The sequence below is a fragment of the Pseudomonas sp. 14A genome, from assembly GCF_018132745.1.
Classification (GTDB): domain Bacteria; phylum Pseudomonadota; class Gammaproteobacteria; order Pseudomonadales; family Pseudomonadaceae; genus Aquipseudomonas; species Aquipseudomonas mercuritolerans.
In genome coordinates this window covers 215,233-227,758 of sequence record NZ_JAGRQJ010000009.1, presented here as the reverse complement: position 1 = coordinate 227,758, position 12,526 = coordinate 215,233, and the positions used below count along the sequence as shown (strand labels likewise).

Genomic DNA, 12,526 nt, shown 5'->3' with positions numbered 1-12,526 from the left:
ACCGCCCAGCAGAGCGGATTTTGTTTGGTAGGCGCGATTGGACTCGAACCAACGACCCCCACCATGTCAAGGTGGTGCTCTAACCAACTGAGCTACGTGCCTGCTGTGAGGCGGCATTCTACGGAATTCCGGAGGGGTGTCAACACCTTTTTTTCACCTAACCCTATGAATATGCAAAATATTTAATTTCGCCTCAGCGACGAAGATTTTCCGGTGGCTGGCGGAGGTTTTTCAACTCGGGTAGGATCGACGCACTCGTAAAATATATTAAACAGAGGCGGCAGGATGGCGAACACCCAATACCCAGAGTCTTATTACGCTGCGTCGGCCAATGCCGTACCACCACGCCCTGTGCTGCAGGATGATGTGGAGACGGACGTCTGTGTGATCGGCGCCGGGTATACCGGGCTGTCGTCCGCCCTGTTCCTGTTGGAGAACGGTTTTCGCGTAACCGTGCTGGAAGCGGCGAAAGTCGGTTTTGGCGCCTCGGGCCGAAACGGCGGGCAGATCGTAAACAGCTATAGCCGCGACATTGATGTCATCGAACGCACGGTCGGCTCCAAGCAGGCGCAACTGCTCGGCGAAATGGCCTTTGAAGGCGGCCGGATCATTCGCGAGCGCGTGGCCAGATACAACATCCGGTGCGACCTGAAGGACGGCGGTGTATTCGCCGCCCTTTCCTCCAGACAAATGGGTCACCTGGAATCGCAAAAGCGCCTGTGGGAACGCTTCGGCCACACCCAGCTGGAATTGATGGATCAACGCCGCATCCGTGAAGTGGTGGGTTGCGATCAATACGTCGGTGGCATGCTCGATATGAGCGGCGGCCACATCCATCCGCTGAACCTGGCGCTCGGTGAAGCGGCGGCAGTCGAGTCTCTCGGCGGCACCATCTATGAGCAATCACCTGCCGTGCGCATCGAGCGCGGCGCCAATCCGATTGTGCATACGCCGCAGGGCAAGGTCAGGGCCAAGTTCATCATCGTCGCCGGCAACGCCTACCTCGGCAATCTGGTGCCGGAACTGGCGGCCAAATCGATGCCGTGCGGTACTCAGGTGATCACCACCGAGCCGCTGGGCGATGAGCTGGCAAAGGCGCTGTTGCCGCAGGATTATTGCGTGGAGGACTGCAACTATCTCCTCGACTACTATCGCCTGACCGCCGACAAGAGTTTGATCTTTGGTGGCGGCGTGGTTTACGGCGCTCGCGATCCGGCGAACATCGAAGCGATCATCCGCCCGAAGATGCTCAAGGCCTTCCCGCAACTCAAGGACGTGAAGATCGACTACGCCTGGACCGGCAACTTCCTGCTGACCCTGTCGCGCTTGCCGCAAGTCGGTCGCCTGGGCGACAACATCTATTACTCGCAGGGTTGTAGCGGTCACGGCGTCACCTACACGCACCTGGCGGGCAAGGTCCTCGCCGAAGCGTTGCGCGGTCAGGCCGAGCGTTTTGATGCCTTTGCCGACCTGCCGCACTACCCGTTCCCCGGCGGGCAGTTGCTGCGCACACCGTTTGCCGCGCTGGGGGCTTGGTATTACGGGTTGCGGGATAAGTACGGCCTATAAACACCATTGTGGCGAGGGGATTTATCCCCGTCGGGGGTGCGCAGCGCCCCTCTCTTGAGCAGGAGGGGACTGCTGCGCAGTCCAACGGGGATAAATCCCCTCGCCACAGTAGATTCAGCAAGGCTTTGGATCAGAGCTGATCCCGAGCGATCCCGCTGCGTATCCGCAGGATATCTGCCAGCACCGCCAGCGCAATTTCCGCCGGTGTCTTGCTGCCGAGGTTGAGGCCGATCGGCGCATGAATCCGCGCCAGCTCCGCCTCACTCAAGCCACCAATGCGGCGCAAACGCTCGAAGCGTTTTTGCGACGTTTGCAGCGATCCCATCACACCGATGTAAAACGCCTCGGTGCGCACCGCTTCCATCATTGCCAGATCGTCGATACGCGGATCGTGAGTCAGCGCCACCACCGCCGTGTCGCGATGGCAGCCACCATCGGCAATGAACACCGAAGGCAACTGCCGACGGATCTCCACGCCATTGAGCACCACACCTTCAAGCACTTCATCGCGCGGATCGCAGAGAATCACTTCAAAGCCAAGCCCCACCCCGAACTTGGCACAGGCCTGCGCCACACTGGAGTAGCCGGCGAGCAACAAACGCTGTGCTGCACCGACACGAATGCGCACCCGATCGATCTCACGCTCGATCCGCGCGCCCTGCTCGCGATCAGCAAACAGAGCGCGAGCACCGCTGGCCAGATCGACTTCGCGAAGCAGACGACGCTGACCCAGAAGCGCCGATTCCAGTTCACGCAGGTGCGCCTGCACCGCGCAGTCGGCGTCAAGTTTCTCAACCAGCACATCAAGAATGCCGCCACAAGGCAGGCTGACCCGCGAACGCGGATCATCCCCTTCGCCGTAACGCACGACGCTGACCGCTTCGTGAAATGCACCTTCGGCGACGCGCTGAAGAAAATCCTCCTCGACGCAACCGCCCGACAGCGAACCGATCCACTGTCCGCCTTCGTTCACCGCCAGCAGCGAACCCGGCGCGCGCGGCGCCGAGCCGTAGGTGCTCAGCACGGTGCACAGCCAGATTCGCTGTCCGGCCACCGACCATTCCAGCGCCCGACGCACCACTTGCAGATCGAGATGCTGCATATCAGTGGGCCCTGTGCTCGACGCTCGGTGCGTCGGCTTGAAGCTTCTGCACTTCGCTCACCGCCAGTTCAGCGCCCTGCCCGCCCCAACCCTGACGCAGGTAGTTGAGCAGATCGGTCAATTGCTCAGGACTGAGCTTTCCAGCAAAACCCGGCATCGGCTGCATGTGCTCGAACCCGGAGAACTTCTGTTCGCCGATGCCGTCCTCGATCACTCGCAACAGATTGCGCGGATCTTCCAGACGCAACGTCGTGTTGCCACGCATGGCCACGGCGATGTGCGGTTTGCCTTCACCGCCAGCCGCGTGACAACCGGCGCAGACGTTCAGGTATTCCTGACGGCCGCGCTGAGCACTCGGACTGAGCTTGTCCAGCGGCACTTCGACGAGCTCTTTGGCTGGCGGCGGTTGCTCGCCAAGGAGGAACGTCGCCATTGCCGCCAGATCCGTATCGCTCAGCCCCTGAGTGCTGTTGTGAAACACCGGGAACATCTCGTTGAACATCGTCCCTTGCGCGCTCATGCCGTGCTTGAGAAACGTGCTCAGATCCTGCTGATTCCAGCCGCGCGCGGCCAGGTCGGTGGCCAGCAGGCTTGGCGCCAGATAACCGTTGAGGATGCCGCCGGTCATGCGCTTGTCCAATTGCATCGCGCCGGGCAGGCCGCGTGGCGTATGGCATTCGCCGCAGTGACCGAGAACGTCGACCATGTACTGGCCGCGCTTCCACGCCGCACTTTTGCCTTCCGCCGATTCCAGCTTGACGTCTTTGCCGTAGAGCATGTTCCAGCCCGTCAGGCCCAGACGCACATTGAACGGAAAGCTCAGGCTGGTCACCGGCGCGGCGCGTTCGATCGGCTCGATGGTTTTCAGATACGCGTGAATCGCATCGGAATCGGCGCGCGGCATCAGGTGATAAGAGGTGTACGGCATCGCTGGATACAAATTCGCACCGTCGCGCCGCTTGCCTTCGGTCAGCGCAGCGAAGAACTCGTCATCGCTGTACAGACCGATGCCGTGCTCTTTGCTCGGGGTGATGTTGGTGCCGTAGATCGTGCCGAATGGCGAGACGATCGGCAGGCCGCCGGCATAGGGCGCGCCACCCGGTGCGGTGTGGCAGGCCATGCAGTCAGCGGCGCGGGCGAGGTATTCGCCGCGCTTGATCTGATCGTCGGCGTGGGCCGCCATAAGCGGCGCAGCCAGTCCGACCGCGAGGGCCAGGCGGGTCAGTAAACGCTTCATGCTCAACCCTCCTTGACCAGACCGAGATCGGTCAGCACGTTGCGCGTGGCGTTGTAATAACGCACGTAGCCGGTGCAGCGGCAGACGTGATGGCCGAGGCTGTCCTCGATCACCTGTTCCAGCTGACTTTTGACGATCGGCTGGCGCTGCAGCTTCTCGACCAACACCGTCGCGGCGTTGACGAAGCCTGGCGCGCAATAGCTGCACTGGAAGGCGAACTCGTCGACAAAGCGCTGCTGGATCGGATTGAGCTCGGTGACCTGACCCTGCTCGTCGCGAGTGGCGTGGCCTTCGATGGTGCGGACTTTCTTGCCCTCGAAGTAGTGCGCGCCGGTGATGCAGGTGCGCACTTCTTCGCTGGTACCGTCTGGGTTATCGACGATCACCACGCAGGCGTGGCAGATCCCCTGACCGCAGCCCAGCCGCGAGCCGGTGAGGTTTTTGTATTCGTGCAGGTAGTCGATCATCGGCAGGTCATCAGGGATGTCCACCGGGCCGACGGATTGACCATTGAGGGTCAGTTGAAGCGGACGGTTAGCCATTGAGGGCCTCCTTGATGCGCGCAGCAGTGATGGGCAGGTCGCGAACACGTTTACCGATGGCATGCGCCACGGCGTTACCGATGGCACCGACAATCGGGATCATCACCACTTCGGCGATGCCCTTGGACGGATCGCTCGGCGACAGGGGCGGCAGGATCTCCGCAGTCTGCTTCCACACCGCTACGTGACGCGCCATCGGCAGACGGTAACGGTTGAAGTTCCAGTCACCCTCCCCCGGCCCGCCTTCGTACAACGGCATTTCTTCCATCAGCGCATGGCCAATGCCCATGGCGATACCGCCTTCAAGCTGACCCTTGACCAACTCTTCAACCAGCACGCGACCGCACTCGATCCACGAATGGTGATTGAGCACCTGGACTTCCGCCGAGCCTTTATTGACCTTCAACTCGACCAGCGTCGCGACCGGGCTGTAATAGGTCACGGCAGCGTTGTTCAACTGCACTACCGGGTAGTTGACGTTCTGCCGATCGAGCAGGTGGAAACCGGCGCTGTTCATCTGCGCTTTCTTCGCTTGCGGCGCGCCATCGCCGTATTTCACCGCCAGACCGTCGAGCGGCAGGCGCTCGCGCACGCCGTCGATGCTGTATTCAGCCTCGGCCCAGCTCCAGCGGTTGAAACCGTGCACCGTGGCGCCTGTAACCAGACCGCGCTCGTGGGCGCGCTTGGCCAGCTCTTCGAAACTCAGCGGCTGCATGCCGTTGGCGGTCAGCTTGCCGTCGATCCAATGCGCATCTTCGCGGCGCACCACGTAAGGGTTGGCCTGACCGCCATACGGACCCTGACGCCAGATCTCCAGTGCCGCCGGCCACAAGCCGTGGTTGAACAGCACACGTGCCGCTTCCCGGGTTGCATGGCTGAAGTAATAGGCGGAGTTGGTCGCCGAGGACGCCGACGCCAGCTTGCCGACCCAGCGCGGATTGCGCAGCAGATTGTCCTGCTCGGCCTGGCTCATGATGTAAGGGTTGCCGCTGGTGATCAGCTGCATTTCCTGCCATTCGGTTTCGCCGGTCTTCACCTCATGCGCGGGGCTGCCGAGGAAATCGGCGACGACCAGGGCTTGCGAGGTGGACATGCCGGTACCGATTTCGATGCCGATGTGGCGCAGGGTGATGCGCCCGTCAGCGGTGAATTCGATGCTGGCCATCGGCGCTTCGGAGCCGGTGCCGAAGTCTTTCTGGCAGATGGCGAAACCGACGCCGTACCAGTTATCCGGGTCTGCCGCTTCACGTTGTTGCTTGATCGCGTCGCGGTTTTTCCAGACTTCGTGCACCGAGGCCTTGTCGAGAATTTCGTGCAGGCGCAGTGCACCGGCCGGGACTGCGCCCTGGGTGTTTTTCATGCCGGAACGCAGGGCATTCCTGCGGCGCAAGTCGATAGCGTCGACACCCAGGCGATTGGCGATCTCATCGACCATCATTTCGGTGGCCGCCATGCTTTGCAGGGTGCCATAACCGCGCATCGAACCCGCCTCGACCGCGCGCGAGTGATACGCGGTGACTTGCAGGTCGTTCTGCGGCATGTAGTAGATCGACTGCGCAGCCGTGGCGCCAACCGCCGCCACCGATGGGCTGTAGTTGACCCGACCGCCGCCGTCGACGCTCATTTCTGCACGGAAAATCTTGAAGGTGTAGTCGTTCTTGTCCACGGCCAACTGGTAGCGGATGTCGAACGGGTGACGCTTGATGCCGCTCTGGAATTGCTCATAGCGGTCGTTGGCCAGACGCACCGGCACACCGGCGCCGTACAGCGCGGCCAGGGCTGCGTAGTAGACGAAAATGTTGTGGTCTTTGGAGCCATACCCGACGGTGTAGCCAGGGTGCATGTTCAGGTTGGCCAGGCCGAAACGCGACGGCCCGATCATCTTCGCGGTCTCGGTCGCGACTTCCAGCGGGCATTGCGTCGCCACGACGAAATGCAGGGTTTTGGTTTTCGGGTCGTACCAGCCGTTGCCGTTGTCCGGCTCGAGGGCGGCCGGTTCGATCGACGGCGTCTTGTAGCGCTCATCGAACACCAGCCAGTTGTCTGGCGGCGTGTCGATTTCCTGCTTCATGCGGTCGGCGTAGAACAGGCCGCGCTCGGTGAGGTTGCCATGAAGGTTCGGCGATGCATTCCACACTGGACGGCGGTTCTTCAGCATCGGAAACAGGATCGAATCCTTGAGGCTGGCGAATTCGTCTTCGTCCGCCGAAGTCGCGCCGCCGACGCGCACGTAGCGGAAGCTGCCGTAGGGGTCGCCTTCGTAGAACGGCACTTTGGCGCCGTAACGAATCGCTTTGTCATTGAATTTGAGTTGATTCTTGGCCTGACGGAAACGCTCGAAGTCGTTCCAGATCAGAATCGCTACCGGGTGCCCGATGAACATCGGCACTTTGCCTTCTGGCAGCAATGGATCAGGCGCGTGCTCTTCGGGGAAGACGATACCGTCCTTGTCCAGATCGGCAGCGGTAACGATGTGGTCCGGCTGCAGATCAGCGCCGAGCCACGACAGGTCGTAACCTGCGTAGATACGGTCGGCCTTGATGGTTTTCAGCAGCATGGCGTGGCCTTGTTGTTCAGGCCAGCCGGGCATGTCCTTGGCGCGGATGTCGCGGGCAAACACTTTGCTGCCGCAGACCTTGGACAGAGCATCGTTGCGTTGCCGCGCCTTGCCGTTATTGCCGAGCCATTTCTCGGACGGCACGGTGACGCTGTTTTCCATCAAGGCAGCCAGCGCCTGACTGCTGAGCGGCGTAAGCGTAACGCTCACACCCGCCACCAGCCCGCCCTGGAGGAACGAGCGCCGGGATATTTCACGGTTGGACATGGATCATCCTCTGGGCGGTTATAGGTCCGCCCTTGTGGTTATCTACTGGGGATCTCGAGTCGTGCAGAAGCTCTTTCTGGCGAAGCAAAGAGCTGTATTGACAGTGCAAAGCTGACCGAAAGGTTAACTTTAAAGGTTTCTGCGCCCACAGCAAACAACCAGTTACAAAAACCTGACTAAATAATCAAAAAATCAATGCGACGTGGCACCGCACGCGTCTTGAAGGCTTTCTTGTAGGAGCTGTCGAGTAAAACGAGGCTGCGATCTTTTGATCTGGATTTTTTAAGAGCAAGATCAAAAGATCGCAGCGTGCCGCAGCTCCTACAGGAGGATTTGTGCAGGAGTTCGAGAGGGGAATAGCCAAATTTCAGACACAAAAAACCCCGGTCTTTCGACCAGGGTCTTTGCTATCGATCCGACTCAGCCGATGGCTGGTTTCGGCGCTTCAAGGCGTTCAGTGGTCCTTGAAACAGATATGGCGCAGCGGACGGGACTCGAACCCGCGACCCCCGGCGTGACAGGCCGGTATTCTAACCGACTGAACTACCGCTGCGTATCGCTTTGAGCTTGCGCTCAAGTAACTCGTTTTGATTGCCGGCTTCGGTGCCTGGCAATCGCGAATCAGATGAATCTGATTCGTAAAATATGGCGCAGCGGACGGGACTCGAACCCGCGACCCCCGGCGTGACAGGCCGGTATTCTAACCGACTGAACTACCGCTGCGCGTCGGTGCAGGCACTTTCAGCCTACTCTCTTGCTTGCGCAAGCTTCTCGGGAGTGGTGGGTGATGACGGGATCGAACCGCCGACATTCTGCTTGTAAGGCAGACGCTCTCCCAGCTGAGCTAATCACCCGTTTGCATCTCCGAGGCCGCGAAATTTACGCAGGTGGCGAAGCTAAGTCAATAGCAGGGTTGGAGTTTTTCTGAAAAAGACGAAATTGCTTCATTCCTGAAGAAGCCATCGACCGATGGACCGCATTCGCGAGCAGGCTCGCTCCCACAGCACGCGGCTTCGCTTGTTATTCCGTGTAGATCATTTTCTTGGTCATGCCGCCGTCGACGACAAATTCCTGCCCGGTGACAAACCCGGCATTCCTCGACAGCAACCACGCCACCATCGCCGCCACGTCTTCGACCGTCCCCACCCTGCCCGCCGGATGCTGAGCGTGATCGGCATCGGCCAAAGGCTCGGCGCGACGCACCGAGGGATCACGCGCATCAATCCAGCCAGGACTGACTGCGTTCACGCGGATTTCCGGTCCAAGGCTGATTGCCAGCGCATGGGTCAGCGCCAACAGCCCGCCCTTGCTCGCCGCATACGCCTCGGAGTCCGCCTCCGACTGTCGCGCACGGGTCGAGGCCAGATTGACGATCGAACCGTTGTGCGCACGCAGATACGGCGCACAGTGCTTGGCCAGCAACATCGGTCCGCTGAGGTTTACCGCCAGCACACGATTCCAGTACGCCAGATCGAGGCTTTCCAGGGTGATGTTGTGCGGATCGGCCACCGCCGCGTTGCAGACCAGCGCATCAAGGCGACCAAACTGCCCCAATACCTCGGCCACGCCCAGCGCGACCTGGTTTTCGTCGGCGACGTCCATGGCGATGAACCAGGCGTTCTCGCCGAGCACCTTCGCCACTTTCGAACCACGCACCCGATCAAGATCGGTCAGCACCACCTGCCAGCCTTCGCTGATCAGCCAGGCGGCAATTCCAAGGCCGATACCGCGCGCAGCCCCGGTGACCAGCGCCACGCGGCCATGGGTATTGGTCGCCGGTGTGGACAACTCGATCACAATGCCGCCAGACCGCGCGCCAGGTCAGCCTGCAGGTCAGCCACATCTTCCAGACCGACCGCGACGCGGATCAGACTGTCGCGAATCCCCGCCGCTTCACGCTCCTGTGGCGCCAGACGGCCGTGGGAGGTGGTGCTTGGATGGGTGATAGTGGTTTTGCTGTCGCCAAGGTTGGCGGTGATCGAAATCAACCGCGTGGCATCGATAAAGCGCCAGGCACCTTCTTTGCCGCCCTTGACCTCGAAGCTGACCACCGCACCGAAGCCCTTCTGCTGGCGCTGGGCCAACTCGTGCTGCGGGTGGCTCTTGAGGCCGGCGTAATGGACCTTCTCGATGCCGTCCTGCTGCTCCAGCCATTCGGCCAGCGCCTGAGCGTTGGCGCAATGCGCTTTCATGCGCAGGTTGAGGGTCTCGAGGCCTTTGAGGAAGATCCACGCATTGAACGGGCTGAGAGTCGGCCCGGCGGTCCGCAGAAAACCCACCACTTCTTTCATCTGTTCACCGCGACCGGCAACAACGCCGCCCATGCAGCGGCCCTGACCGTCGATGAACTTGGTCGCCGAGTGCACGACAATATCCGCGCCGAGCTTCAGCGGCTGCTGCAACGCTGGAGTGCAGAAGCAGTTGTCGACCACCAGCTGCGCGCCCTTGGCGTGCGCGATTTCTGCCAGTGCGGCGATATCCACCAGTTCGGCCAACGGATTGGACGGCGATTCGACAAAAAGCAGTTTGGTGTTGGATTTGATTGCCGCATCCCAGGCCAACAGATCGGCCAGCGGGACGTAATCGACTTCGACGCCGAAGCGCTTGAAATACTTCTCGAACAGGCTGATGGTCGAGCCGAACACGCTGCGCGATACCAGTACATGATCGCCAGCACTGCACAGGCTCATCACCACCGCCATGATCGCGGCCATGCCGGTGGCCGTGGCGACGGCCTGCTCGGCGCCTTCCAGCGCGGCGATGCGCTCTTCAAACGCACGCACGGTCGGGTTGGTATAACGCGAATAGACGTTGCCCGGCACTTCGCCGGCAAAGCGCGCCGCAGCATCGGCAGCGGTGCGGAACACGTAACTGGAGGTGAAGAACATCGGATCACCGTGTTCGCCTTCCGGCGTGCGGTGCTGACCGGCACGGACGGCCAGGGTATCGAACGCTACGCCTTCGAGGTCGCTGTCCAGCCGACCGGCATCCCATTCCTGACTCATGCTGTCTCTCCTTTGTTCACGAACAATAAATATCAGATACAAAACCGGCCCCTCAGGGCCGGTGGAAACTCAGTTGTTGTACAGATCGATGATCGCACTGACTGCCTGGGTCTTGACCTTCGAGGCATCGTTGCGCGCCTGTTCGATCTTGTTCAGGTAAGCCTCGTCGACGTCACCAGTCACGTACTTGCCGTCGAACACCGCGCAATCGAAGTGCTCGATCTTGATCTTGCCGCCACCGACCGCTTCGATCAAGTCAGGCAGGTCCTGATAGATCAGCCAGTCAGCGCCGATCAGGTCGGCCACGTCCTGGGTCGAACGGTTGTGCGCGATCAGTTCGTGAGCGCTCGGCATATCGATACCGTAGACGTTCGGGAAGCGCACCGCAGGTGCCGCCGAGCAGAAGTAGACGTTTTTCGCGCCGGCTTCGCGGGCCATCTGGATGATCTGCTTGCAAGTGGTGCCGCGCACGATCGAGTCATCGACCAGCATCACGTTCTTGCCACGGAATTCCAGCTCGATGGCATTGAGCTTCTGGCGTACCGACTTCTTGCGCGCAGCCTGGCCCGGCATGATGAAGGTGCGACCGATGTAACGGTTCTTGACGAAACCTTCGCGGAATTTCACACCCAGGTGATTGGCCAGCTCCAGCGCGGCAGTACGGCTGGTGTCCGGAATCGGGATGACCACGTCGATGTCGTGCTCAGGGCGCTCGCGCAGGATCTTCTCGGCGAGCTTCTCGCCCATGCGCAGACGCGCCTTGTACACCGACACGCCGTCGATGATCGAGTCCGGACGCGCGAGGTAGACGTGTTCGAAAATGCACGGGGTCAGGGACGGGTTGGTTGCGCACTGACGGGTGTGCAGCTTGCCATCTTCGGTGATGTACACCGCTTCGCCTGGCGCGAGATCGCGGATCAGGGTGAAACCGAGCACGTCCAGGGAAACGCTTTCCGAGGCGATCATGTACTCGACGCCTTCGTCAGTGTGACGCTGGCCGAACACGATCGGGCGAATGCCGTGCGGGTCGCGGAAACCAACGATGCCGTAACCGGTGACCATCGCCACAACGGCGTAACCACCCACGCAGCGGTTGTGCACGTCGGTCACGGCGGCGAACACGTCTTCTTCGGTCGGCTGCAGCTTGCCGCGCTGGGCCAGCTCGTGGGCGAACACGTTGAGCAGCACTTCCGAGTCGGAACTGGTGTTGACGTGACGCAGATCGGATTCGTAGATCTCTTTGGCCAACTGTTCGACGTTGGTCAGGTTACCGTTGTGCGCCAGGGTGATGCCGTACGGCGAGTTGACGTAGAACGGCTGGGCTTCGGCCGACGTCGAGCTGCCGGCAGTCGGGTAACGGACGTGGCCGATACCCATGTGGCCGACCAGACGCTGCATGTGACGCTGCTGGAACACGTCACGCACCAGGCCGTTATCCTTGCGCAGGAACAACCGGCCATCATGGCTGGTCACGATACCGGCAGCGTCCTGGCCGCGGTGCTGGAGCACGGTTAGCGCGTCATACAGCGCCTGATTGACGTTCGACTTACCGACGATACCGACGATGCCACACATGCGACGCAACCCCTACTTAATGGATCTGAACTGAACAACACTCACTGAGGCGTTTTCGCCGTCGGCAAGAGCTGCTCCTTGAACGGAATCTCAGCGGGTACGCTGATTCCGCTGGCAAGCCACTGACTGCTCCACCCGAGTATCAGGTTTTTGGACCAGTCGGCGACCAATAGAAACTTGGGCACGAGCTGTGATTCTTTCCACCACCCGTCCTGCTGTACCGGCCCCAGGCTCAACAGCCCGACCGCCACGACCACCAGCAACACGCCACGCGCTGCGCCGAAGGCCATGCCGAGGAATCGATCGGTCCCGGACAACCCGGTGACGCGAACCAACTCGCCGATAAGATAATTGATCATTGCGCCCACGATCAGTGTGGCGACAAACATGATGGCACAGCCCGCGATCACGCGAGCCGATGGGGTTTCGATGTATCCGGCGAGGTACTCGGACAGTGAGCCACCAAACATCCAGGCAACCGCTCCTGCGATGATCCAGGTTAGCAGCGATAACGCTTCCTTTACGAAGCCGCGGCTCAGACTGATCAATGCGGAGATGGCGATGATTGCAACGATCGCCCAGTCAACCCAGGTAAATGGCACAGTGCAGCCTACAGACGGATAAGGCGGCGCATTTTAGCAGAGCGCATGGCTGTCGGTAAGCTGCGATTGT

Annotated in this window: 9 protein-coding genes and 4 tRNA genes; 1 reads left to right on the top strand and 12 read right to left on the bottom strand. The window is 60.8% G+C overall.

The window, feature by feature from the left end:
• Positions 1–25 precede the first annotated feature (25 nt).
• Positions 26–102: transfer RNA gene (locus tag PS14A_RS08975), tRNA-Val, on the bottom strand.
• Positions 103–285: 183 nt separating this feature from the next.
• Here PS14A_RS08975 and PS14A_RS08970 point away from each other — a divergent pair.
• Positions 286–1,569 carry an FAD-binding oxidoreductase gene (locus PS14A_RS08970; protein WP_212615794.1) on the top strand — a complete coding sequence of 428 codons (1,284 nt, stop codon included), beginning with the start codon at positions 286–288 and terminating at the stop codon, positions 1,567–1,569.
• A gap of 130 nt (positions 1,570–1,699) precedes the next feature.
• Here PS14A_RS08970 and PS14A_RS08965 read toward each other — a convergent pair whose 3' ends face one another.
• The 11 genes from PS14A_RS08965 to PS14A_RS08915 form a co-directional block, all read right to left on the bottom strand.
• Positions 1,700–2,671, bottom strand: a complete 972-nt coding sequence (locus tag PS14A_RS08965) for an XdhC family protein (RefSeq protein ID WP_212615793.1) — start codon at positions 2,669–2,671, stop codon at positions 1,700–1,702.
• Position 2,672: 1 nt separating this feature from the next.
• Positions 2,673–3,908: a cytochrome c gene (locus tag PS14A_RS08960; protein WP_212615792.1), complete on the bottom strand. Its 1,236-nt coding sequence runs from the start codon at positions 3,906–3,908 to the stop codon at positions 2,673–2,675.
• 2 nt (positions 3,909–3,910) lie between these two features.
• Positions 3,911–4,450, bottom strand: coding sequence for a (2Fe-2S)-binding protein (locus PS14A_RS08955; RefSeq protein ID WP_016773947.1), 540 nt, complete (start codon positions 4,448–4,450; stop codon positions 3,911–3,913).
• Positions 4,443–7,274, bottom strand: coding sequence for a xanthine dehydrogenase family protein molybdopterin-binding subunit (locus PS14A_RS08950; protein ID WP_212615791.1), 2,832 nt, complete (start codon positions 7,272–7,274; stop codon positions 4,443–4,445). The genes PS14A_RS08955 and PS14A_RS08950 overlap by 8 nt, the downstream gene beginning before the upstream one ends.
• A gap of 476 nt (positions 7,275–7,750) precedes the next feature.
• Positions 7,751–7,827 (bottom strand) — tRNA-Asp (locus PS14A_RS08945).
• Positions 7,828–7,920: 93 nt separating this feature from the next.
• A tRNA-Asp gene (locus tag PS14A_RS08940) sits at positions 7,921–7,997 on the bottom strand.
• 55 nt (positions 7,998–8,052) lie between these two features.
• Positions 8,053–8,128, bottom strand: a tRNA-Val gene (locus PS14A_RS08935).
• A gap of 166 nt (positions 8,129–8,294) precedes the next feature.
• Positions 8,295–9,071, bottom strand: a complete 777-nt coding sequence (locus tag PS14A_RS08930) for an SDR family oxidoreductase (protein ID WP_130928991.1) — start codon at positions 9,069–9,071, stop codon at positions 8,295–8,297.
• On the bottom strand, positions 9,068–10,279 hold the full coding sequence (locus PS14A_RS08925; protein ID WP_130912340.1) for an O-succinylhomoserine sulfhydrylase: 1,212 nt from the start codon (positions 10,277–10,279) through the stop codon (positions 9,068–9,070). Before PS14A_RS08925 ends, PS14A_RS08930 begins: the two co-directional genes overlap by 4 nt.
• Positions 10,280–10,348: 69 nt before the next feature.
• Positions 10,349–11,854: an amidophosphoribosyltransferase gene (gene purF / locus PS14A_RS08920; RefSeq protein ID WP_016773943.1), complete on the bottom strand. Its 1,506-nt coding sequence runs from the start codon at positions 11,852–11,854 to the stop codon at positions 10,349–10,351.
• 41 nt (positions 11,855–11,895) lie between these two features.
• Positions 11,896–12,456 carry a CvpA family protein gene (locus PS14A_RS08915; RefSeq protein WP_016773942.1) on the bottom strand — a complete coding sequence of 187 codons (561 nt, stop codon included), beginning with the start codon at positions 12,454–12,456 and terminating at the stop codon, positions 11,896–11,898.
• Between the last annotated feature and the right edge of the window lie 70 nt (positions 12,457–12,526).

Coding starts and splice junctions, on each gene's coding strand:
- purF (WP_016773943.1), bottom strand. CDS start 11,854: ATGTGTGGCATCGTCGGTATCGTCGGTAAGTCGAACGTCAATCAGGCG.
- PS14A_RS08970 (WP_212615794.1), top strand. CDS start 286: ATGGCGAACACCCAATACCCAGAGTCTTATTACGCTGCGTCGGCCAAT.
- PS14A_RS08925 (WP_130912340.1), bottom strand. CDS start 10,279: ATGAGTCAGGAATGGGATGCCGGTCGGCTGGACAGCGACCTCGAAGGC.
- PS14A_RS08950 (WP_212615791.1), bottom strand. CDS start 7,274: ATGTCCAACCGTGAAATATCCCGGCGCTCGTTCCTCCAGGGCGGGCTG.
- PS14A_RS08965 (WP_212615793.1), bottom strand. CDS start 2,671: ATGCAGCATCTCGATCTGCAAGTGGTGCGTCGGGCGCTGGAATGGTCG.
- PS14A_RS08955 (WP_016773947.1), bottom strand. CDS start 4,450: ATGGCTAACCGTCCGCTTCAACTGACCCTCAATGGTCAATCCGTCGGC.
- PS14A_RS08960 (WP_212615792.1), bottom strand. CDS start 3,908: ATGAAGCGTTTACTGACCCGCCTGGCCCTCGCGGTCGGACTGGCTGCG.